This window comes from Nonomuraea longicatena, assembly GCF_039525605.1.
Lineage (GTDB): Bacteria > Actinomycetota > Actinomycetes > Streptosporangiales > Streptosporangiaceae > Nonomuraea > Nonomuraea longicatena.
Map to the genome: position 1 here is coordinate 1 of NZ_BAAAHQ010000012.1, position 21,387 is coordinate 21,387.

General features: G+C 71.5%; 19 protein-coding genes. 9 read left to right on the forward strand and 10 right to left on the reverse strand.

Features of this window, described 5'->3' with window-relative positions:
* Positions 1-171: 171 nt before the first annotated feature.
* Positions 172-2,388 (reverse strand): DNA helicase PcrA, encoded by a 2,217-nt coding sequence (pcrA, locus tag ABD120_RS14150; RefSeq protein ID WP_343950417.1) that lies wholly within the window; start codon positions 2,386-2,388, stop codon positions 172-174.
* A 90-nt stretch (positions 2,389-2,478) separates the two neighbouring features.
* Between pcrA and ABD120_RS14155 the strand changes: the two genes are divergently transcribed.
* On the forward strand, positions 2,479-3,201 hold the full coding sequence (locus ABD120_RS14155; protein WP_343950309.1) for a PIG-L deacetylase family protein: 723 nt from the start codon (positions 2,479-2,481) through the stop codon (positions 3,199-3,201).
* Here the strand turns inward: ABD120_RS14155 and ABD120_RS14160 are convergent, their stop codons facing one another.
* The 7 genes from ABD120_RS14160 to ABD120_RS14190 all read right to left on the reverse strand — a co-directional run bounded on the left by ABD120_RS14160 (position 3,202) and on the right by ABD120_RS14190 (position 9,017).
* Positions 3,202-3,873 (reverse strand): CPBP family intramembrane glutamic endopeptidase, encoded by a 672-nt coding sequence (locus ABD120_RS14160; RefSeq protein WP_343950310.1) that lies wholly within the window; start codon positions 3,871-3,873, stop codon positions 3,202-3,204.
* Entirely contained in the window at positions 3,873-4,115 is a 243-nt protein-coding gene (locus ABD120_RS14165) for a WhiB family transcriptional regulator (RefSeq protein WP_343950311.1), read from the reverse strand. Before ABD120_RS14165 ends, ABD120_RS14160 begins: the two co-directional genes overlap by 1 nt.
* Positions 4,116-4,153: 38 nt before the next feature.
* Positions 4,154-4,780, reverse strand: coding sequence for a neutral zinc metallopeptidase (locus ABD120_RS14170; RefSeq protein WP_343950312.1), 627 nt, complete (start codon positions 4,778-4,780; stop codon positions 4,154-4,156).
* 29 nt (positions 4,781-4,809) lie between these two features.
* Positions 4,810-5,574, reverse strand: coding sequence for an AfsR/SARP family transcriptional regulator (locus ABD120_RS14175; protein WP_343950313.1), 765 nt, complete (start codon positions 5,572-5,574; stop codon positions 4,810-4,812).
* A 78-nt stretch (positions 5,575-5,652) separates the two neighbouring features.
* Complete coding sequence (locus tag ABD120_RS14180) at positions 5,653-7,125, reverse strand: glutamate-cysteine ligase family protein (protein WP_343950314.1); 1,473 nt, start codon at positions 7,123-7,125, stop codon at positions 5,653-5,655.
* A 51-nt stretch (positions 7,126-7,176) separates the two neighbouring features.
* Complete coding sequence (locus ABD120_RS14185) at positions 7,177-7,809, reverse strand: response regulator (RefSeq protein ID WP_343950315.1); 633 nt, start codon at positions 7,807-7,809, stop codon at positions 7,177-7,179.
* Positions 7,806-9,017, reverse strand: a complete 1,212-nt coding sequence (locus ABD120_RS14190) for an ATP-binding protein (RefSeq protein WP_343950316.1) — start codon at positions 9,015-9,017, stop codon at positions 7,806-7,808. Before ABD120_RS14190 ends, ABD120_RS14185 begins: the two co-directional genes overlap by 4 nt.
* A gap of 114 nt (positions 9,018-9,131) precedes the next feature.
* Between ABD120_RS14190 and ABD120_RS14195 the strand changes: the two genes are divergently transcribed.
* The 8 genes from ABD120_RS14195 (at position 9,132) to ABD120_RS14230 (ending at position 19,473) form a co-directional block, all read left to right on the forward strand.
* Positions 9,132-10,940, forward strand: a complete 1,809-nt coding sequence (locus ABD120_RS14195; protein ID WP_343950317.1) for a PspC domain-containing protein — start codon at positions 9,132-9,134, stop codon at positions 10,938-10,940.
* Positions 10,930-11,133, forward strand: a complete 204-nt coding sequence (locus ABD120_RS14200) for a hypothetical protein (RefSeq protein WP_343950318.1) — start codon at positions 10,930-10,932, stop codon at positions 11,131-11,133. The genes ABD120_RS14195 and ABD120_RS14200 overlap by 11 nt, the downstream gene beginning before the upstream one ends.
* A 70-nt stretch (positions 11,134-11,203) precedes the next feature.
* A complete protein-coding gene (locus ABD120_RS14205) occupies positions 11,204-11,680 on the forward strand; it encodes a (2Fe-2S)-binding protein (protein WP_343950319.1) in 477 nt (158 codons plus the stop codon).
* Complete coding sequence (locus tag ABD120_RS14210; RefSeq protein ID WP_343950320.1) at positions 11,677-14,004, forward strand: xanthine dehydrogenase family protein molybdopterin-binding subunit; 2,328 nt, start codon at positions 11,677-11,679, stop codon at positions 14,002-14,004. The genes ABD120_RS14205 and ABD120_RS14210 overlap by 4 nt, the downstream gene beginning before the upstream one ends.
* Positions 14,001-14,855 (forward strand): FAD binding domain-containing protein, encoded by an 855-nt coding sequence (locus ABD120_RS14215; RefSeq protein WP_343950321.1) that lies wholly within the window; start codon positions 14,001-14,003, stop codon positions 14,853-14,855. The genes ABD120_RS14210 and ABD120_RS14215 overlap by 4 nt, the downstream gene beginning before the upstream one ends.
* A gap of 70 nt (positions 14,856-14,925) precedes the next feature.
* Positions 14,926-15,609, forward strand: coding sequence for an SRPBCC family protein (locus tag ABD120_RS14220; protein ID WP_343950322.1), 684 nt, complete (start codon positions 14,926-14,928; stop codon positions 15,607-15,609).
* Between the two features lie 82 nt (positions 15,610-15,691).
* Complete coding sequence (locus ABD120_RS14225; protein WP_343950323.1) at positions 15,692-18,370, forward strand: bifunctional glycosyltransferase/CDP-glycerol:glycerophosphate glycerophosphotransferase; 2,679 nt, start codon at positions 15,692-15,694, stop codon at positions 18,368-18,370.
* Complete coding sequence (locus tag ABD120_RS14230; protein ID WP_343950324.1) at positions 18,367-19,473, forward strand: glycosyltransferase; 1,107 nt, start codon at positions 18,367-18,369, stop codon at positions 19,471-19,473. Before ABD120_RS14225 ends, ABD120_RS14230 begins: the two co-directional genes overlap by 4 nt.
* Before the next feature lie 18 nt (positions 19,474-19,491).
* Here the strand turns inward: ABD120_RS14230 and ABD120_RS14235 are convergent, their stop codons facing one another.
* Complete coding sequence (locus ABD120_RS14235) at positions 19,492-20,535, reverse strand: sulfotransferase family protein (RefSeq protein WP_343950326.1); 1,044 nt, start codon at positions 20,533-20,535, stop codon at positions 19,492-19,494.
* A 22-nt stretch (positions 20,536-20,557) separates the two neighbouring features.
* Complete coding sequence (locus ABD120_RS14240) at positions 20,558-21,358, reverse strand: CDP-alcohol phosphatidyltransferase family protein (protein ID WP_343950327.1); 801 nt, start codon at positions 21,356-21,358, stop codon at positions 20,558-20,560.
* Positions 21,359-21,387 lie beyond the last annotated feature (29 nt).

Below are 21,387 nucleotides of genomic sequence, written 5' to 3' on the forward strand. Positions count from 1 at the left end.
CAAGCCAAAATCGTCTGCGACTAAGCAAGATCGTCGATCTCAAACACTCACTCAGATGGGCAAGGGGTGGGAGATAAGGACGGCTGAGCGAAGCGAAGGCCGAAAGGGGTCGGGCCTGCGGCCCGACCGGAGACACGTGCGGAGCGCCTTGCCCTTAAGGCCCTTAGGTCCTTAGAGCTTTTCCAGTGGCGCGTATGCCAGTAGCAGGGTCTTCTCGCCGCCGCTGCCGAAGTCGATTTTCACCTTGGTCTTCTCGGCGACGCCGTCCACGGAGACCACGGTGCCGAGGCCGAAGGCGTCGTGGGTGACGCGGTCGCCCGGCGTGAGGGACGGCATCACCCGGCTGCTCTTCTTGGCGGCGGACGGCGCGGGCTCGCGCCGGACGGCGGCCGTGCGGGCGGACTTCTCCGGATCGGTACGCCAGTCGAGCAGCCCAGCGGGCACCTCGTTGACGAAGCGCGAGGCCGGGTTGAACGACGGAGCCCCCCACGAACTGCGTACGGCCGCCCGCGTGATGTACAGCCGCTGCTGCGCCCGGGTGATGCCCACATAGGCCAGCCGCCGCTCCTCCTCCAGCTCCCGGGGCTCGCCGAGCGAGCGGACGTGGGGGAAGACCCCGTCCTCCATGGCGGTCAGGAAGACGACGGGGAACTCCAGGCCCTTGGCGGTGTGGAGGGTCATGAGCGTGACCACGCCCTGGCCGCCGTCGGCCTCGGGGATCTGGTCGGCGTCGGCGACGAGGGAGACCTGTTCGAGGAACTCGACCAGGGTGCCCTCGGGGTTGGCCTCCTCGAACTCCTGGGCGACTGAGATCAGCTCATTGAGGTTCTCCAGGCGGGACTCGTCCTGAGGGTCCTCGGAGGCTTCCAGCTCGGCGCGGTAACCGGTGGCGACGAGGATCTCCTCGGCCAGCGCGGACGGCGGCATGCCCTCGCCCTTGGCGATGAGCTCCTCGACGAGGGCGACGAAGTCGCGGACCGCGTTGAGGGAGCGGGTGGCCATGCCGTACGCCTCTTCGGCGCGGCGCAGTGCGTCCCAGAAGGGGATGTTCTCGCGGGAGGACAGAGCTTCCAGCATGGCCTCGGCACGGTCGCCGATGCCGCGCTTGGGCACGTTGAGGATGCGGCGCAGGGAGACCACGTCGGCGGGGTTGGCCAGCACGCGGAGGTAAGCGAGCAGATCCTTGACCTCTTTGCGCTCGTAGAAGCGCACGCCGCCGACCACCTTGTACGGCAGGCCGGTGCGGATGAAGATCTCCTCGAACACGCGGCTGGCCGCGTTGGTGCGGTAGAAGACGGCCACGTCGCCGGGCTTGACGCCGTCTTCGTCGGCGAGGCGGTCGACCTCCTGGGCGACGAACATGGCCTCGTCGTGCTCGTTGTCCGCGACGTACCCGACGATCTTGGGGCCGTCGCCCTGGTCGGACCAGAGGTTCTTGGGCTTGCGGCCCTCGTTGCGGGAGATGACGGCGTTGGCGGCGGCGAGGATGTTCTGGGTGGAGCGGTAGTTCTGCTCCAGGAGGATGGTGCGCGCGTCGGGGTAGTCGCGCTCGAACTCCAGGATGTTGCGGATGGTGGCGCCGCGGAAGGCGTAGATGGACTGGTCGGCGTCGCCGACGACGCAGAGCTCCGACATGTCGGAGCCGGTGCGGACCAGTTCGCCGTCGGCCGTCCTGAGCTCGGGGTGGCCGACGAGCTCTCTGATGAGGATGTACTGGGCGTGGTTGGTGTCCTGGTACTCGTCGACCATCACGTGGCGGAAGCGCATCCGGTAGTGCTCTGCGACGTCGGGGAAGAGCTGGAAGAGCGTCACCGTGTTCATGATGATGTCGTCGAAGTCCATCGCCCCGGCCTCGGTCAGCTTCTGCTGGTAGGCCTTGTACGCCTGGGCGAGGGTCTTCTCCAGATGGCTGCCCGCCCTGTCGACGGCGCTCTCGTAGTCGATCAGCTCGTTCTTGAAGTTGCTGACCTGGGCGGAGAAGCCGCGCGGCGGGTAGCGCTTGGGGTCGAGCTCCATCTCGCGGCAGACCATCGCCATGAGGCGCTGGGAGTCGGCCTGGTCGTAGATGGAGAAGCTGGAGGGGAAGCCGAGCCGTTTGGCCTCTCTGCGCAGGATGCGCATGCAGGCGCTGTGGAAGGTCATCACCCACATGGCCTTGGAGCGCGGCCCGATGAGCCGGTCGATGCGCTCCTTCATCTCGCGGGCGGCCTTGTTGGTGAAGGTGATCGCGAGGATCTCGCCCGGATGGACCTGCCGTTCGGACAGCAGGTAGGCGATGCGGTGGGTGAGCACCCGCGTCTTCCCGGACCCCGCCCCTGCGACGATGAGCAGGGGGCTGCCATGGTGGATCACGGCCTCGCGCTGTTGCGGGTTGAGACCGTCGAGCAGTGGGTGGTCGAGAGAGACGTGGGTCGGCACAGCCCTAGAGTATGGCCGCCCACCGACAATCGTGGACCCGAACCCAGGGAAGGAACGAAGATGCTGCCGGACAACGAGGTCAAGCGGGTTCTGGTCGTGACGGCCCACCCGGACGACGCCGATTTCGGCGCGGCGGGCGCCGTGGCGCTGATGGTGGAGCGGGGCGTGAGCGTCACCTACCTGCTGGTCACCGACGGGGACGCGGGCGGCGGCGACGACCGTACGCTGGACAACTCGGGCATGGCGGAGCTACGGCGGGCCGAGCAGACGGCGGCGGCCAAGGCGGTCGGCGTCACGGACCTGCGCTTCCTCGGCTACGCCGACGGCACCGTGGTGCCGTCGCTGGAGCTGCGGCGCGACATCGCGCGGGTGATCCGCCAGGTGCGCCCCGACCTCGTCGTCACCCACCACCCCGACAGGAACTACCGTTTCACCGCCCCCAGCCACCCCGACCACCGCGCGGTCGGCGGCGCGACGCTGGACGCGGTCTACCCCGACGCCCGCAACCCGTACGCCTTCCCCGAACTGCTGGTCGAGGAGGGCCTCGACGCGTGGACGGTGCGCGAGGTGTGGCTCAACGGCGGCATGACACCCGACCACTGGGTGGACATCACGGACGTGATCGACCGCAAGCTGGCCGCGCTCTGGGCGCACGTCAGCCAGGTCGCGCACGTCGAGGGCCTGGAGGAGCGGCTGCGCACGCGGTGGCGTGACACGGCGCTGTCGGCCGGGCTCGGCGAGGACAGGTACGCCGAGGCGTTCCAGGTGGTCGAGACGGCCTGATCAGGCGAGCCTGGCGAACAGGTAGCCGAGCGAGTTGGTCGAAAGGTGCAGCAGCACGGGGGCGGCCAGCCCGTTGCGGCGCCGCAGCTCGCAGAAGAGCACGCCGGCCGCCGCCGTCGCCACGACGCTGCCGGCGACGACGCGGGCGGTCGGCACGTGGTCGGGCCGCTCCCCCGCCGTGAGCGCGCCGAGGGCGGGGTTGGCCTTCGCCATGTCCATGGCGGGCAGGATGTGCCAGAGGCCGAACACCGTGGAGGACACCGCTGTGGCGGCGGCGGTGCCGTGGCGGCGGCGCAGCATGCCGTACAGGGCGCCTCTGATGCCGACCTCCTCCAGCAGGACGGTGCCGAACGGCACCTGCACGAGGGCCTCTTCGAGGACGCGGGCGCGGCTGAGCGACAGCGCGCGCTCGTCGCGGAAGAACCGCCTGGTGCGGGGGTGGGAGATGCCGACGGTGTAGACGGCGGCGACGCCCAGGGCCAGCGCCCCTCCGGCCAGGGCGCCCTTGCGGCCCTTCTCGAAGCCGATCTCCTCCCAGCTCAGCCCGGACCTACGGGCCGTCGCGACGAGCGCGGCGGTGGCGGCGGCGGAGGTGAGGGGGCCGAGCCTGCGGGCGACGCGGTTGTTGAGCACGTTGGCGGCGGCCAGGACGGCAAGGGAGCGAAGCAGCACTATTGCAGGCTAACCGCCCATCTGGCCCGGCGGCGCTCGTCCGGCGTCATACCTCCCCAGATGCCCTCGGTCTCGCCCGCGCGCATCGCGTACTCGCGGCAGTCGGCCAGCACGTCGCACCCGGAGCACACGGCCTTGGCCCGTGCCTCCTGGCCGGGCGTGGGCGAGAGCGGGAAGAACAGCTCAGCGTCGCTGGTACGGCAGGCTCCCCTGCGCAGCCAGCCGAGCTCTGCGGGCGTCATGCCACCACGCTAGAGCCAACACCCCCGCCGCCGCAGGACTACCGGCAACCTTCGACACCCGAGCGGTAGCCGGTGAGAAAGGATCTCTGCCGCTGCTCCGCGGTGCCGTGGGCGGCCGGGTCGAACCAGTCCTCCTCGGGGTCGCCCGCGGCGGCCAGGTTGGTAAGGAGTTCCTCCTCGTCGCCGGGGTCGGCCCGCAGCTCGCCACCGGCCACGAGGGCCGAGAGCGTGCCGCCCGCGTAGCAGTCGGCCTGGAGTTCCTGCTGGATGTTGAACTCGAAGGAGGTCTGCAACTGCGCCTGGACGGCGTGGCCGAACTCGTGCAGCACGATCACGTAGACCGACCCGTCGCCCAGTTCCTTCCACAGCGACCGCAGCCAGGTCTCGTCGTAGGCGATGAAGTGCCCGTCCGGGCAGTAGAAGGCGTTGTCCGGCGCGGCCACCCCGCCGCCGCACGCGGGACCGTTGTCGCCCGAGTAGGCGACGAAGTCGGTCACCGGCCGGTAGGAGCCGCCCAGCCGCCGCGCCCAGAACCCCTCGGTGAGCACCCTGGCGGTCTCGACGTCCTCCTCGAAGTCGTCGGACGCCGGAGTCGCCGAGGGCGCGGCCACGCCGCATCCGGCGGCGAGTGCCAGGGCGGCGATCACCGCGAGGGGGCGCTTCACACGGTGAACCTGCCCAGGTGAGGCGGGATTCACTCCACCCACGGGAAGGGGCCGAGCGGCTCGTCGCGGGCGATCGCGGCCCGCAGCGCCCGCAGCCGCCGACCCGGCTCGGTGCCGAGTTCGCGGCGGATCCGCTCGCGGGCCCGCTGGTAGACGGCCAGCGCCTCGGCCCTGCGCCCGGCCCGGTACAACGCCAGCATCAGTTGCCCCCACAGCCGCTCGCGCAACGGGTGCTCCGCCACGAGCGCCGCCAGTTCGGGAACCAGGCGGCCGTGCCTGCCGAACTCCATCTCCAGGGCCAGGCACTCCTCGTGCGCGGTCAGCCGCAGCTCGTCCAGCAGGCGGGCCTCCGCGTCGAACGGCCCGAGGTCCACGTCCGCGAAGGCGGGCCCGCGCCACAGCGACAGTCCCCCTCTGTAGACCCTGCTCGCCTTCCACACGTGCCCTGCCCCCGCGAGGGCGCGCCCCTCGTGCACGCGGGCCCGGAAGGCGAGCATGTCCAGCCGGTCGGCGCCGATCGCGAGCAGGTAGCCGCCCGGGGTCGTGACGATCGTCTCCGGGGGCAGGCCCAGCTCGGTGATGAGCCTGCGCACCCGGCCGACGCAGTTCTGCGCCTGCCGCCTGGCTGTAGGCGGCGGACGCTCGCCCCAGGCCAGCTCGATCATGGTGCTCACGGTGACGACGCGGTTGGCCCGCAGCAGCAGGAGTGCGAGCAGCTCGCGTTGACGCGGCCCAGGCACCCTGGCCAGCCGGTCGCCGGCCGTGATCTCGAGCGAGCCGAGAACCCGGAACATACCGCCCAGCCTCGCCCACGCACCAGTCCTTGGTCACCCCTTTTCGACCAGAACGCAAAGGCCCAGGTTATGACGGGTTTATGAAGATGAGACCGGCCACGTGTGGACGGGCTCGTTGGTGTGCATCAGTTCGATGTAGGCGAGCGTCATCGCGCGCAGCGCCTCGTGCCGCTCGCCGCCGACCGCGCGCACCTTCTCCACCTGCCACGTCGCGCCGGTACGCCCGGTCAGGCAGCGCCCCTCGACCACCCCGAGCAGCCTGTCGGCCACCGCCGCGTCCACGCCCCACAACGCCAGCCCCTCGTGGGCAAGCGGCAGCAGCCGCCGCAGGACCAGTTCGGCGGCGGGCACCTCCCCCACACCCGGCCAGTACAGGCGGGCGTCGAGGCCGTGCCGGGCGGCGGCGCGCAGGTTGTCCTCGGCGGCGGTGAACGACATCCGGCTCCAGACCGGCCGCTCCGCGTGCGGCAGCACCCGCATCAGGCCGTAGTAGAAGGCGGCGTTGGCGGCGACGTCCAGGACCGTCGGCCCGCCGGGCAGCACCCGGTTCTCGACGCGCAGGTGCGGGGTGCCGTCGGCGACCGCGTACACGGGCCGGTTCCAGCGGTAGACGGTGCCGTTGTGCAGGGTGAGCTCGGACAGGCGCGGGATGCGGCCGCTCGCGAGCTCTTCTCGCGGGTCCTCGTCCTCGCACAGCGGCAGCAGCGCGGGGAAGTAGCGGACGTTCTCCTCGAACAGGTCGAAGACGCTGGTGATCCACCGCTCACCGAACCACACTCGCGGGCGGACGCCCTGGGCCTTCAGCTCGTCCGGGCGGGTGTCCGTGGCCTGCTCGAACAGGGCGATCCTGGTCTCGCGGTGGAGTTCCCTGCCGAACAGGTACGGCGAGTTGGCCGCCACGGCGACCTGGGCGCCCGCGATGGCCTGCGCCGCGTTCCAGTGGGCGGCGAACGTGGCCGGGCTGACCTGCATGTGGAGCTGGACGCTGGTGCACGCGGCCTCCGGCGTGATGCTGTCGGCGTGGGTCTCCAGGCGTTCGACGCCCTCGATGCGGATGTGCATGTCCTCGCCCCTGGCGGCGAAGATCTGCTCGTTGAGCAGCCGGTAACGGGGGTTGGCCGACAGGGTGCCCTCGCCGATGTCCTGTTCGCGCAGCGTGGGCAGGATGCCGATGAGCACCAGGTGGGCGCCGACGCCCCGGGCGCGCGACTCGGCGTGGTTGAGCCGGGCGCGCACGTCGTTCTCCAGCAGCAGCGCGCCCTCGCCGCCCAGGGTCTGCGGCTCGACGTTGATCTCGACGTTGAACTGGCCCAGCTCGGTCGCCCAGTCGGGCTCGGAGATGGCGGCCAGGACCTCGGCGTTGCGCATGGCGGGCGCGCCTCGGGCGTCGACGAGGTTCAGCTCGATCTCCAGCCCGGCGCGCGGGCGGTCGAAGTCGAACCGGGCCTCACGCAGCATCTGGGCGAGGACGTCGAGGCACTGCCGCACCTTCTCCCGGTAGTTGCGGCGATCGTCCCTGCTGAAGGCGACGGCGGGTACGTCCCTGCCCATACCAGGAATGTCGCATGCCGGTGGCCGGTCACCGCCACCGACCCCGCCTGATCACACCAGACGGCGCGCGGTGGCCCAGCGGGACAGCTCGTGACGGTTGGACAGCTGAAGCTTGCGAAGCACCGAGGAGACGTGGGTCTCGACCGTCTTGACCGAGATGAACAGTTCCTTGGCGATCTCTTTGTAGGCGTAGCCTCGGGCGATCAGCCGCAGCACCTCGCGCTCGCGCTGGGTCAGCGAGTCGAGCTCCGGGTCGATCGGCGGCGCCTCGGAGGAGGCGAAGGCGTCCAGCACGAAGCCCGCGAGCCTCGGGGAGAAGACCGCGTCGCCCTCCGACACCCGCCTGATCGCGTCGGTCAGCTCCTTGCCGCTGATGTTCTTGGTGACGTAGCCGCGCGCGCCGCCTCTGATGACGCCGATCACGTCCTCGGCCGCGTCGGAGACCGACAGGGCGAGGAAGCGGACCTGCGAGCCGGCGCCGAGCACCCGCCGCAGCACCTCCTGGCCGCCGCCGCCGGGCATGTGGACGTCGAGCAGGACCACGTCCGGCCGCGTCTCCGCGATGGCGGCGACGGCGGACTCGACGTCCTCCGCCTCGCCGATCACCTGGATCGTCTCGCCCAGCTCCGCCCGGACGCCCGAACGGAACAGCCGGTGATCGTCGACGATCAGGACGCGAATCATGGCTTCTCCATCTTCATGGTCAACATCACTTCAGTGCCCTCGCCAGGCTCGGTGCGCACGCGCGCGCTCCCGCCGTGCCGTTCCATTCTGCCGATGATGGACTCCCTGATGCCCATCCGGTCGAGCGGGATCGCGTCGAGGTCGAAGCCCTTGCCCCTGTCCTTGACGAACACGGTGACCTCCTGGCCCTCGACCTCCGCGTAAACGGAGACGGTCGGGCTCCCAGAGTATTTGGCCGCGTTGACCATCGCCTGCCTGGAGGCCGCCAGCAGCGCCGCGAGCCTGCCGCCCGCGTCGAGGTCGATGTCGCCGACGCACACGATCTCGATGGCGACGCCGTGCGCGTCCTCCTCCTCGGCGGCGATCCGCCGTACGGCGGCGGCCAGCGTAGCGTCGGCGTCCTGCTTCGGCTGGTAGAGCCAGTTGCGCAGGTCGCGTTCCTGCGCTCGGGCCAGTCTGCTGACCTCGCGGGGGTCGTGGGCCACCCGCTGGATGAGCGTGAGCGTGTGCAGCACCGAGTCGTGCACCATGGCGGCCATCTCGGCCCGCTCCTCCTGCCTGATGCGCTCGCGGCGCTCAAGCTGGAGCTCCTTCCAGAGCCCGGCGAGCAGCGGCGTGGCGATCACCACGAGGCCGACGACGATCACGGCGATGGCCACCAGGTTGGACTGCAGGTCGCTCAGCTCGCCCTCGGCGGCGAGGAAGCCGATGCCACCCGCGACCACCAGCAGGACGCCGAGCACGGTACGGACCCGGTTGCTGCGGATGGAGGTGGTCGCGCCCTCCACCCAGCCTCTGCGGCGGCTCGGGTCGGCCTGCTGCCACAGGATGAGCGCGCCGATGCCGCCGACCGCGAACGGGATCATGCCGATGCCGCCCTGGGAGGCGCCGGACAGCCAGCTGAAGGCCGACAGCGCCACCGCGATGGCGCTGAAGGCCGCGAGCTGGCTCCAGTCGCGCGGGGGTGGTGGGCCCTCGTGCTCCTCGCGCGGGGTGACCATCCAGAACACGGCGTAGGCCACCGCGCCGACCCCGGAGGCGACGAGGAGCAGCACGAAGGCGAGCCGGACCACGACGGGGTCCAGCTTCAGTTGCGAGGCCAGGGCCTGGGCGACCCCGCCGACGAGGCGGCCCTCCTTCGGGCGCCGCATCCGGCGGAACGGCACCTCGGCGGGGCCTGGTTCGGCGAGAGTCTTCTGGTCAGCCATAACACCGACATCGTCACATGTCAGAGCGAATTCGGTCATCAGGGAACAACCCCCGGGTCGGCTCAGGGGTGTCCCGGATGCGAGTACGGAACGGGTACGGCCACCATAGTGGGCATGAGTGAAGCACCGCCAAGGGATGTCCGGGCTCTCCAGCGCAGTGGCCAGGGCCGCATCCTCGGCGGCGTCTGCGCCGGCCTCGGCCGGGGCACCGGCCTGGACCCGGTGGTGTTCCGCGTCGTGTTCGCGGTGCTGCTGTTCGGCTCGGGGATCGGGATCCTCATGTACGTCGCCGCGTTCCTGCTCATGAAGGATCCCAGGGGCGGCCCTGGCCTGATCGAGCAGTGGACCCGGCGCGACCTCGACGCCGACGCGGTGCTGGGACTGCTGGCCGGACTGCTGTCGTTCGGGCTGGCGATCAACGTGGCGACGGTCGGGATGGGCACGGGCACACTGGTGGTCGGCCTGATCCTGGTGCTGGCGCTGCTGGCCGCGCACGCGCACGGGGTCGATCTGCTGATGCTGGCCAGGACCATGCCGGAACGGCTGGGCCGCCGGCTGGCCGCCATGCCGGAGGACGCGCCGCCGGTCGCGCCCCGGAGCGGGGCCACGTTCGGGTACGCCGGTCAGGGTGGCAGGACCGCGACCCACGTACGGCTCCCGGAGGGCGCGCCGCCGTACCCGCCCGGACGCGAGGCGGGCCCCTACCGAACAGAGGGCCCGTCCCGAGCGGAGGCCCCCGACTGGACGGCGGCCCCGTCCCAAGGAGAGGCCCCGTCCCGAGCAGAGGCCCCCGACCGAGCGGAAGGCCCGTCCCAGGGACAGGCCCCTGTCCGAGCGGAAGGCCCGAACCACGGAGAGGGCCCGAACCACGACACAGGCACCGATCGAGCGGAAAGCGGGGAAGCGCCGCATCGCGGAGCGGACGCGGGGGAACCCGGGCGCGGCGACGGCGCGGCGGGCCCGGAGGCCCCCGCCCAGGAGCGCGCCCACGAGAGGCGGCCGCCCACCGGGGTGGAGCCGCGCACCGAGGTGGAGCCGCCCCGCACTCGTGAGGAGGCCATCGCCCGCATGGAGGCCAAGCTGCGCCGCCACGAGCCCGGCAGCGGCCGTCCGGAGGCCGAGGGCACCCGCCCACTGCCCGCCCGGCCGCCGGCGCCGCAGCGGCCCGCACAGGAGCTCCCCGGCGGCGCGCCGTTCGCGCCGCACGGGCCGTACCGGCCGCTCGACCCGCTCAGGCCCGACGCCCGCTCCCCCTACGACCCGGCCCTGTACAGCCGGCCCGCCCCCCCTCCCGCGCAGAAGCCCAGGCGCGCGAGGTCATACATCGGCCTTCTCACGTTCTTCGTGGCCATGATCGTTGGAGGGATCCTCATGGTCGTCCAAGCCCGTACGGCAGGAGGCCCGAACTTCGCCGTGATCGGCGCCGCGATCCTGGTGACGATCGGCGCCGGACTCCTGGTCGCCGCCTGGTGGGGCCGTGGCGCCGGACTGGTGGCGCTGGGCACGGTGGTGGCGCTGACACTGGCCGCCGGCCTCATGCTGGACGGCCTGCCGACCAACAGGACCAAGCTCAACTGGACGCCGATGTCGGTGTCGGAGGCGGGCAAGACGTACGCGGTGGGCGTCGGCGACGGCCGCCTGGACCTGACCGAGCTGAAGCTCACCCCGGGCGCCAGGACGACGTTCAACGCGACGGTGTCGGTGGGCGCGCTGAAGGTGGTGGTGCCGCCGTCGGCCCGGGTGGAGGTGTACGCGACGGCGAAGGTCGGCGACATCCGCATCGACCACTCGACGCGCGGCGGGGTGGACGTCGTGTTCAACCGGGTGCTCCAGCCGGAGACGAAGCCGTCCGGCGAGCCCCCGACGATCGTGCTGAACCTGCGCGGCGGCTTCGGCGACGTGGAGGTGCGCCGTGGCGCGTGACCTGGACAAGCCCCGCCAGTTGCACAAGACGGACTGGATGGCCCTCCTGAGCGGCCTGTTGTTCCTGGTGCTGGGCATTCTGCTGCTGACGGACTCGATCACCGACCCGGCGGTCCTCGCCGCCCTGGTGGTGCTGGGGCTGGGCTTCTCGGGGCTGGTGGCGGTGGTCGCCAGGATCACGCGGGGTAAGTAACCCTTGACCCTGGATAACACGGGCGTAGCTTGGCCTTATCCAGCCAATCCCCCCTTATGAGGGAGGACGTATGCCCCGCATCACCGTCACCGTCGACGGAGTCGGCTACGAGGAGGACGTCGAGCCGAGGCTCCTCCTCGTCCATCTGCTGAGAGATCGGCTAGGCAAGACCGGCACCCCCGTCGGCTGCGACACGAGCAACTGCGGCGCCTGCACCGTGATGCTCGACGGCAGGACCGCCAAGAGCTGCTCGGTGCTCGCCGTCCAGGCAGACGGCGGCGAGATCACCACCATCGAGGGCCTGGCGGCGAACGGCGAGATGCACCCCATGCAGCGCGCCTTCCACGAGGAGCACGCCCTGCAGTGCGGCTACTGCACGCCCGGCATGGTCATGGCCGCCATCGACCTGGTGCGCGAGGACCCGCACCCGTCCGAGGAGGCCGTCAGGGAGGGCCTTGAGGGCAACCTGTGCCGGTGCACGGGCTACTGCAACATCGTCAGGGCGGTACGGCGCGGCGCCGAGGACATGGCGGTGAGGCCGTCATGAGCGAGCTCGGCAGGCCCAGGCGGCGCAAGGAGGACCGGCGCCTGCTCACCGGCCGCACCCAGTGGACCGACAACCTGCAGCTTCCCGGCATGGCCTACGTGGCGTTCCTGCGCAGCCCGATGGCGCACGCGCGGATCACCCGCGTGGACGTCTCCGGCGCCCGGACGCTGCCGGGGGTGCTGGCCGCCTTCAGCGGCGAGGACTTCGCCGGCGAGCAGGGCAGCCTGCCGTGCGCGTGGCCGGTCAGCGACGACGTGGTGATCCCCGAGCACCCGCCGATGGCGATCTCCGAGGTCAGGTACGTCGGCGAGGCCGTGGCCTGCGTGGTCGCGACGGACAGGTACAAGGCGGCCGACGCCCTGGAGGCGATCGAGGTCGACTACGAGCCGCTGGAGCCGGTGCTGGACATGAGGGAGGCGCTCAAGGAGGGCAGCCCGGCGGTCCACCCGTCCGGAAACCGGGCTTTCACCTGGAAGTTCCCGCAGGGCGACATGGCGGCGGCCCTGGACGGCGCCCCCGTGGTGATCGAGCGCACCTATGTGCAGCAGCGCCTGATCCCGAGCGCGATGGAGCCGCGCGCGGTGGTGGCGACCACCGACGGCGACGGCTTCACGCTGTGGAGCGCGACGCAGATCCCGCACGTGTTGCGGGTGATGCTGGCGATGACGACCGGGATCCCCGAGCACAAGCTGCGGGTGATCGCGCCTGACGTGGGCGGCGGGTTCGGCTCGAAGCTCCAGGTGACGGCGGAGGAGGTGCTGTGCCTGCTGATCACCCGCAAGCTGGGCAAGCCGGTCAAGTGGACCGAGTCGCGCTCGGAGGGCAACCTGACCGTGCACCACGGCCGCGACCAGATCCAGCACATCACGCTGGCCGCGGAGGCCGACGGCCGGATCCGGGGCCTGCGGGTGAACCTGCTGGCCGACATGGGCGCCTACCTGATGCTGGTGACGCCGGGGGTGCCGCTGCTGGGCGCGTTCATGTTCAACGGCATCTACAAGATGGACGCCTACGAGTTCGGCTGCACGGGCGTGTTCACGACGAAGATGCCGACGGACGCCTACCGGGGCGCGGGCCGTCCGGAGGCGACGTACGCGATCGAGCGGGTGATGGACGAACTGGCGGCCGAGCTCGGGCTGGACCCCCTTGAGGTGCGGCGGCGCAACTGGATCAGGCATGAGGAGTTCCCGTACACGACGATCGCCACCCTCACCTACGACTCGGGCAACTACGAGGCGGCGACGGACCGGGCGCTGACGTTGTTCGGCTACGAGGAGCTGCGCGCCGAACAGGCCGACCGGCGCGACAGGGGCGATCCCGTGCAGCTCGGCATCGGGGTCTCGACGTACACGGAGATGTGCGGCCTCGCGCCGAGCCGCGTGCTGGGCTCGCTCCGGTACGGCGCGGGCGGCTGGGAGCACGCGTCGGTGCGGATGCTGCCGACGGGCAAGGTCGAGGTCGTGACGGGCTCGTCGGCGCACGGGCAGGGCCACGAGACCGCGTGGAGCCAGATCGTGGCCGACTCGCTCGGGGTGCCGTTCGACGACATCTCGGTCATGCACGGCGACACCGCGATCTCCCACAAGGGCATGGACACCTACGGCTCGCGTTCGCTGGTGGTCGGCGGTACGGCCGTGTTGTCGGCGTGCGAGAAGGTGAAGGAGAAGGCCAGGAAGGTGGCCGCGCACGTGCTGGAGTGCGCGCCCGACGACGTGGAGTTCGCCGACGGCGTGTTCAGGGTGCGGGGCACGGACGCCGGCCGGACGATCCAGGAGCTGTCGCTGGCCACGTTCGCCGCCCACGACCTGCCGGACGGGATCGAGCCGAGGCTGGACTCCGACGCGACGATCGACCCGGAGAACTTCTCCTACCCGCACGGCACCCACCTGTGCGCGGTGGAGGTGGACACCGAGACCGGCATGACGAAGATCCGCTCGTACGTGGCGGTGGACGACGTGGGCCGGGTGGTGAACCCGCTGATCGTCGAGGGGCAGGTGCACGGCGGCATCGCCCAGGGGGTCGCGCAGGCGCTGTTCGAGGAGGCCGTCTACGACGCCGACGGCAACCTGCTGACCACGACGATGGCCGATTATCTGGTGCCGTCCGCGGCCGATCTGCCGACGTTCGTGACCGATCGGACGGAGACGCCCGCGACGTCCAACCCGCTCGGCGTCAAGGGTGTGGGCGAGGCGGGCACGATCGCCTCGACCCCGGCGGTGGTCAACGCCGTCGTGGACGCGCTGCGGCCGAGGGGTGTGCACGACATCCGGATGCCGTGCACGCCGGAGCGGGTGTGGCGGGCGCTGGAAGGAGCGGGCTCATGATCCCGGCGCGGTTCGACTACACGCGGCCCGGCACGCTGGAGGAGGCGTGCGCGGCCGTCGCCGCCGACGAGGACGCCAAGGTGCTGGCGGGCGGGCAGTCGCTGCTGCCGCTGCTGCGCCTGCGCCTGGCCTATCCGACGACGCTCGTGGACATCGGCAGGCTGCCGGGCCTGTCGGGCGTGCACGACCGGGGCGAGCACCTGTTCGTGGGCGCCCTGACCACGCACGACGAGGTGATGCGGGCGCCGCTGGTGCGGGAGTCCTGCCCGCTGCTGGCGATGGCGGCGGCGACGGTGGCCGACCCCGCCGTACGGCATCGCGGCACGCTCGGCGGTTCCCTGGCCCACGCCGACCCGGCGGGCGACCTGCCCGCCGTGGTGCTGGCGCTGGACGGGGTGCTGGTCGCCCGCTCGGCGGAGGGTGAGCGGGAGATCCCGGCGGCGGAGTTCTTCGCCGACTACCTGGAGTCCACGCTGGAGCCCGGCGAGATCCTGGTCGGGGTGCGGCTGCCGAAGCTGGGCGCGGGCTGGGGCTTCCATTACGAGAAGTTCCACCGTACGGCGCAGGCGTGGGCGATCGTCGGGGTGGCGGCGGCGGTCCGCAGGTCCGACGGGGTGGTCCAGGAGGCCAGGATCGGCCTGACCAACATGGGCCCGACGCCGGTGCGGGCCCGTACGGCCGAGGCCGCGCTGCGCGGCGTCGAGGTGGGCGACGGGCTGCGCAGGGCCTGCGAGGAGGCGGCGGAGGGCACCTCTCCGCCCGCCGACCTGCACGGGCAGCCCGACTACCGGCGCCATCTGGCCAGGGTGCTGACCCGTCGCGCGGTGCTCGCGGCGGTGGGCGCGCCCTGACTGCGCCCGCGAGGGGGTGCCCCTTCCGGGGGCCCCCTCGCGGACGTACTGTCGAAGGCGGGAGGCGTCGATGGCGATGCGGTTCGAGCACGAGTTCACGGTCCCGGTTCCCGTCGAGCAGGCCTGGGCGGTGCTGCTCGACGTCGAGCGGGTCGCGCCCTGCCTGCCGGGGGCGAGCCTGGACAGCGTCGAGGGCGATGAGTTCACGGGCCGGATGAAGGTCAAGGTGGGCCCGATCACCGTGACCTACGCGGGCACGGCGGCCTTCGAGGACGTCGACAAGGACGCCCACACGCTGACGCTGCGGGCCTCGGGCAAGGAGTCGCGGGGGGCGGGCACGGCGAGCGCGACGGTGACGGCGCGGCTGCGGCCGCGCGAGGGCGCCACGGAGGTGAGCGTCGAGACGTCGTTCAACGTCACCGGCAGGCCCGCGCAGTTCGGCAGGGGCGTGATGGCCGACGTCGGCGCGAAGCTGATCGACCGGTTCGCGGCCAACCTGGCCGAGTTGCTGGCGGAGTCGCCGGCAGAGCCGCAGGCGCCGGGTGCGGCCGAGGAACTGCAGCCGGGCCCCGTGGGCGACCTGGCGTCCGAGCGGCCGGCCGGCACCATGCGGACCTCGCGCACGGCCGACGAGGAGGCGCTCGACCTGCTGGAGGTGGCGGGCGCGCCGCTGCTCAAGCGGGTGGCCCCGGCTTTGGGGGCCGTAGCACTGGTGGCGTTCATCGCCTGGTTGATCAGGCGACTTTTCCGGTAAAAACACCATCAAGTCTGGACACTTCACCCGAGCACTAGGGAATGCCCGAAGTCGAGACCGCGACTTCTCGGGGGAGACAGGCATGCCGGACTGCACCGTTGTCGTCATCACCTACAACGATGCGGACCGGCTGCCCAGGGCCGTCCGCTCCGTGCTCGGGCAGAGCCTGCACGACCTCGAAGTGATCGTCGTGGACGACGCGAGCACCGACGACACCCCCCGGGTCGCCGCCGAGCTCGAACGCCTCGACCCACGCGTGCGCTACCTGCGGCGCGGACGCAACAGCGGCGGCTGCGGCGCCCCCCGCAACGACGGGATGGACGCGGCGGCGGCGCCGTACCTGATGTTCCTCGACAGCGACGACGAACTGCCCAGGCACGCGTGCAAGAGCCTGCTGACCGAGATCGAGCGCACCGGCACCGACTTCGTCTCCGGCCAGATCGCCCGCCTGTACGAGCCCAGCGGGCGCATCCAGCCGTACTATCCGGCGCTGTTCCGCGAGCGCCGCGTCGTCGAGGGCATCGCGGCCGAGCCCGAGCTGTTCCTGGACTCCTTCAGCACCAACAAGCTCTACGACCTGGCCTTCCTGCGCCGCCACGTGCTGCGCTTCCCCGAGGACATCCACTACGAAGACCACGTCTTCGCCACCGAGGTGTACACGCTGGCCAGGCGCTTCGCCGTGGTGCCGTGGGTGATCTACCACTGGCGCCGCGCGGCCCGGCCGACCTCGATCTCGCAGAGCGTCAAGGACATGGACAACGTACGGCACCGCGTCGAGGCCGCCTTCCGCAGCGACAAGGTCCTGCGCGACTGCGGGCGCCCCGAACTGGTGCCCGAGCGCCAGTACCGGTTCCTGCGCCAGGACCTGCGCGTGTATCTGAACCCGCTGCCCGCCCGCGACCTGGTGTGGGCCAAGGAGTTCGCCTCGGTGGTGCGGCCGTACCTGGCGACGCTGCCGCCCGAGGTCGTCGCGCGGGTGGAGCCGCTGACCCGGGTGTGCTGCGCGCTGATCCTCGCGGACCGGGTGGAGGAACTGCGGGTGGCCGCCCGCTCGCTCACCGGGGCGGGGGCGCCGCCGCGTACGGCGGTCCGCGACCGGGGCCGCACCTACTGGGGCACCACGCTCTCCCCCGAGATGGACATCACCACGCTGCACCTGGCCGAACTGCCGTTCACGGCCGCCCGGCTGCGCCACGAGGTGAGCGAGCTGTCGCTCGACGGCGACCACGTGGCGCTGACCGTGCACACCTACGACCCGTTCGGCGCGCTGCCGTCCGACTGGACGGCCTTCTTCGCCTACGGCGGGCAGCGGCTGCCGATCCATCCCCGCCCGTCGGGCGACGGGCTGGTCAGCGAGATCGTCTTCCGGCCGGTGGAGCGCGGCGACCCGCGCATCGGCTTCACCCGCTCCCGTGACGGGCTGACGACCACCGACCGGCTGCTCGTGAACCCGGGCGCGGCGCCCGTCGAGGTGAACGGCTTCAGCGTGCGCCCCTCCGGCCACGCCGCGCTGCTGCGGGTGGTCTTCTCCCGCGACCGGCACTCGATCGCCCGCCGGGTCGTCCGCCGGCTGCGGGCCGAGCTGTTCCGCCGCCTCAGCACGCCGAGGGCGAAGCTGCGGGTGTACAAGGCGCTGATCAGGGTGGTGCCCCGGCGCAAGGACCTGGCACTGTTCGAGTCCGACTGCGGCAAGGGCTGCACCGGCAGCCCGAGGGCCGTCTACGACGAGTTGCGCAGGCTCGGGCTGCCCGTCGAGGTGGTGTGGTCGGTCGCCCGCAACCGCCGCGACTTCCCCCTGGACGCCCGCCTGGTACGCCGGCTGAGCTGGCGCTACGTCTGGACGATGGCCCGCGCGGGCATCTGGGTGGACAGTCACGGCTTCCCCCTCGACTACCCCAAGCCGCCCGGCACCCGCTACCTGCAGACCTGGCACGGCCAGGGCATCAAGTCGATCGGCTTCGACGCGCCCGACCTGCGCGCCGACTTCGCCGCCCCGCGCGAGCAGTGGCGCCGGGCCGTCGACCGCTGGGACGCGCTCGTCTCGCCCAGCGAGGAGTTCTCCCGGCGGTTCGTGCCCTCCAACGGCTACACGGGCCGGGTCCTGCGCTGCGGGACCCCGCGCTGCGACGTCCTGGTACGCGGCGAGGTCGGCCCCCATGTCAGGAAGCGGCTGGAGTTGTCCGACGACCGCAAGGTGCTGCTGTACGCGCCGACCTACCGCGACAGCGCCAAGAACAGCGGCGCCTCGGTCCGCGTCGACCTGGCGGCCCTGGCCGAGGAACTCGCCGACGAGTGGGTGCTGGTCCTGCGCACCCATCCGGTCGAGGAGTACCGGGTGCCCGAGCCCGTACGGCACTTCGTCAGGCCGGCCGGGTCCTACCCGGAGATCAACGACCTGATCCTGGTCTCGGACGCGCTGCTGACCGACTACTCCTCCGTCATGTGCGACTACGCCGTGACCGGCAAGCCGATGGTCTTCTACGTCGACGACTGGGACGACTACCGGCTCAGCGAGCGCGGCGTCTACGACGACCTGCCGTCGATCGCCCCCGGCCCGTGCGTCACCACCACCGCGGAACTCATCACCTGCCTGAAGGCGCTGCCCGCCGTCCACACCGCCTTCGCCGACCGGTACGCGGCCTTTCGCGAGACGTGGTGCGCGGAGGAGCGCGGCGACGCGGCGCGGCGGGTCGTCGAGGAGTTCTTCGCGCCACCCGCGGCCGCGAAGGCGGCCCGCCCGCTGCTTTGGGGGACGCCGTGAGCACCGCCTCCGTGAGCACCGCCTCTGTGAACATCGCCTCCGTGAACATCGCCTTCGTGTGCATGGACGCCGACACGCTCGGCGGCATCCAGCAGGTCACCCACACCCTCGCCCAGGGCCTCGCGGAACGCGGGCACGAGGTGCACGTCGTCGGGCTGCACCGTGCCGCCGAGCCGTTCGGGTACGTCGAGAGGCCCCGCTACCGCAGGCACGTGGTCGGGCGGGGGCCGATCGGCGGCGAGGGCGCGATCGCCCGCCGCCTGGCCGATCGCAGGCTCGCGGCCGTGCTGCGGGGGCTGGCGCCGGGGTACGCCGTGCTCACCTCGCCCGCCGTGGTGCCGAGGCTGCTGCGGCTGCTGCCCGGCGGGGTGCGCCCGATCGGGCAGTACCACGGGTCGTACCAGCACGCCAGAGGCTCGTGGCACCTCGGCTCGATCAGGCGGCACTACCCGCGCCTGGACCAGGCGGTGTTCCTCAGCGAGGACGACGCCCTGCTGTTCTCCGAGCACGCGCTGCTGCCCAACACCTGGGTGTTGCCGAACCCGCTGGCCCGCTGGCCCGAACGGGTCTCGCCGCTCACGACGCCGAGGGTGCTGGGCGTCGGCAGGCTCGAAGGGGTCAAGCGGTTCGACCGGCTGATCAGCGCCTTCGCGCTGGCCTCCACACCGCCGTGGGAACTGCACCTGCTCGGCGACGGGGCCGAGCGGGAGAGGCTGCGGGCGCACGCGGCCCGTGAGGGGGTGTCCGACCGGGTCGTCTTCCGGGGCCGGGTCGCCGCCGCCGACATGGCCGCGGAGTACCGGCGGGCCGCGCTGCTCGCGCTCACCAGTGAGCACGAGGGGCTGCCGCTGGTGCTGCTGGAGGCGGCCGCGCACGGGGTGCCGTCCGTGGCCTTCGACGTGTCCGGCGGGGTGCGCTCGGCGGGACCGGAACTGGTCCCGCCCGGCGACGTGCGGCGCTTCGCCGCCGCGCTCGGGGAGCTGATGGGCTCCCCCGGCGAGCGGCGCCGGCTGGGCGCCATCGCCCGCCGCCGGGCCGAGGGCTTCCGCCTGGACGGAGTCCTCGACCGCTGGGAGGCGATGTTCGCCCACATGGCCCGGTGAGTCCCGGGCACGGGGCCGTCAGACGCGTTCGGTGACCGGTGCCTCGGCACGCTGCTGCGGGATCCCGGCGAGCGCGCGCTGGCCGCTGGTCAGCAGCGCGGCCACCGGGGCGGGCTCGCGCAGCCGGTTGATGCGGTCGCGCATCTGCTTGCGCATGCGGGAGGCCCGGCGCTTCTGCATGGTCTTCTGCCAGGCCAGCATGTGCTCCTTGGCGGCCCGGTCGCCGCCGGACAGCTCGTAGCCGTGCGACTTCAGCCGCTCGCCCAGCGCCTGCTCGCACAGGGCGATCTCCCAGTCCTCCAGCCGGTTGGCCCAGCTGCCGACCCGCGACCTGGTGACGTCGCCGTGGGTGTTGCTGTGCCAGACCTTGTGGACGGGCACCGCGATCTCGGCCGCCTCGCGGGGCGAGACCATGGCCGGGTCGAAGTCCTCCTCAAGGAACTCGCACAGCTTCTTCAGCTCGGTCGAGGGGTCGTCGGTGAGCTCCTCGTAGCGCAGCTCGTAGTAGTTGTCCTTGGCCATCGTCCGGCGCAGCTTGCGGCCGGCGTCGATCGCCTCGGCCCACGTGGAGACCGCGTGGAAGGAGTTGAGCGTGTACCAGGGCATCTCCTTCAGCGAGGCCACGCAGTCGCGGCCGTCCCTGATCAGGTGGACGAACTGGGCGTCGGGGAACAGGCGGAGCAGCATGTCCACCTGCTTGACGTAGCTGGGCCGCTTGTCGCCCCAGCGAACCTTGCCGAAGCGGTCGGCGTACATGCGGAAGGCGGTGCCGATGACCGACCCCAGCGAGCCGGGGCCCTCGGTCGCCTGGCGGACGAAGTCGTCCTTGTCGATCTTCAGTTCGCGGAACTTGCTGTTGCGGTCGGTGGCGATCCACTGCGCCAGCGCCGTGCGGGCCGAGGCGGACCGCAGGTCGCCGTAGATGCGGCGCCGGAAGTAGGCGGGGACCAGGAAGCGGGTCTCCGGCGGGACCGCGATCCTCGGGTGGGAGTGCAGCATGAGCTGCAGCATCGTGGTCCCGGATCGCGGACACCCAACGACGAATACCGGCCGATCTGACATTGTTCGTACCCCCGAAAAACTCTTAGACGAGAACGTGCTCTCGGCTCTCCTGGGAGGGCGCGCCGTGCTTGCGCGCGAAGAGCCACATCCGGTACACCAGGAAGATCTCGTTGACGAGCAGAAGAACACTCGCCGCAGCCGAGATCGGGATGAGTGCCACCGCGCCGATCAGGGGCGCGACCACGAACACGGCGGCGTGGAATTCGATTCCGCTGATCAGGTGCGAGCGCACCCGCCTGCGGGCCAGGGCCCGGTTGAGCCTGCGCCCGAAGGTGCGGTTGCGTCGGCCCGGTCGAGGGCGGTCGACGGGGAACTCGGCTGGGTCGGGCTTGGGCGGGAGACCTTCCCTGATGGTCTCCTTCACCCGCTTCATCTGCGGCGCGTTCACGTACCTGAACAGGTCGAGTACGGCGAGCACCGCGCCCAGGACGATGAACTCGACGTTGCCCGTGAGGACGTACTGGCCGTAGGCCAGGCCCACGGCGCAGAACACCACCCGCACGCGGTCGCCCACGTAGTCGAGCCACAGTCCGAACGGCGTCCCCGTGCCCTTCAACCGCGCGATCTTTCCGTCGACGCAGTCGATCATGAAGCTCAGGTAGAACATGGCCGCCCCCGCGGCCAGTTCGTTCAGCGCGAAGCAGACGGCCGACACCATGCCGAGAACCAATGAGGAGACGGTCAGCGCGTTGGGAGTGATGCGCGTGTGGTTGGCCACGACCAGGGCGACCCGGCAGGCGACCGGATCAACGAGGTACACGGTCCACCAGGAGTCTCTCCGCTTGCGTGTCGCGTAGACGTCATCGAGCGAATAGGTCCTCATGGATCCCAGCATGGCGACGGTGAGTCGTT

Excerpts from the sequence above, each read along its gene's own strand:
- ABD120_RS14155 (WP_343950309.1), top strand. The coding sequence starts at position 2,479 with ATGCTGCCGGACAACGAGGTCAAGCGGGTTCTGGTCGTGACGGCCCAC.
- ABD120_RS14165 (WP_343950311.1), bottom strand. The coding sequence starts at position 4,115 with ATGACGCCCGCAGAGCTCGGCTGGCTGCGCAGGGGAGCCTGCCGTACC.
- ABD120_RS14175 (WP_343950313.1), bottom strand. The coding sequence starts at position 5,574 with ATGTTCCGGGTTCTCGGCTCGCTCGAGATCACGGCCGGCGACCGGCTG.
- ABD120_RS14180 (WP_343950314.1), bottom strand. The coding sequence starts at position 7,125 with ATGGGCAGGGACGTACCCGCCGTCGCCTTCAGCAGGGACGATCGCCGC.
- ABD120_RS14185 (WP_343950315.1), bottom strand. The coding sequence starts at position 7,809 with ATGATTCGCGTCCTGATCGTCGACGATCACCGGCTGTTCCGTTCGGGC.
- ABD120_RS14190 (WP_343950316.1), bottom strand. The coding sequence starts at position 9,017 with ATGGCTGACCAGAAGACTCTCGCCGAACCAGGCCCCGCCGAGGTGCCG.
- ABD120_RS14195 (WP_343950317.1), top strand. The coding sequence starts at position 9,132 with ATGAGTGAAGCACCGCCAAGGGATGTCCGGGCTCTCCAGCGCAGTGGC.
- ABD120_RS14205 (WP_343950319.1), top strand. The coding sequence starts at position 11,204 with ATGCCCCGCATCACCGTCACCGTCGACGGAGTCGGCTACGAGGAGGAC.
- ABD120_RS14210 (WP_343950320.1), top strand. The coding sequence starts at position 11,677 with ATGAGCGAGCTCGGCAGGCCCAGGCGGCGCAAGGAGGACCGGCGCCTG.
- ABD120_RS14215 (WP_343950321.1), top strand. The coding sequence starts at position 14,001 with ATGATCCCGGCGCGGTTCGACTACACGCGGCCCGGCACGCTGGAGGAG.
- ABD120_RS14220 (WP_343950322.1), top strand. The coding sequence starts at position 14,926 with ATGGCGATGCGGTTCGAGCACGAGTTCACGGTCCCGGTTCCCGTCGAG.
- ABD120_RS14225 (WP_343950323.1), top strand. The coding sequence starts at position 15,692 with ATGCCGGACTGCACCGTTGTCGTCATCACCTACAACGATGCGGACCGG.
- ABD120_RS14235 (WP_343950326.1), bottom strand. The coding sequence starts at position 20,535 with ATGTCAGATCGGCCGGTATTCGTCGTTGGGTGTCCGCGATCCGGGACC.
- ABD120_RS14240 (WP_343950327.1), bottom strand. The coding sequence starts at position 21,358 with ATGAGGACCTATTCGCTCGATGACGTCTACGCGACACGCAAGCGGAGA.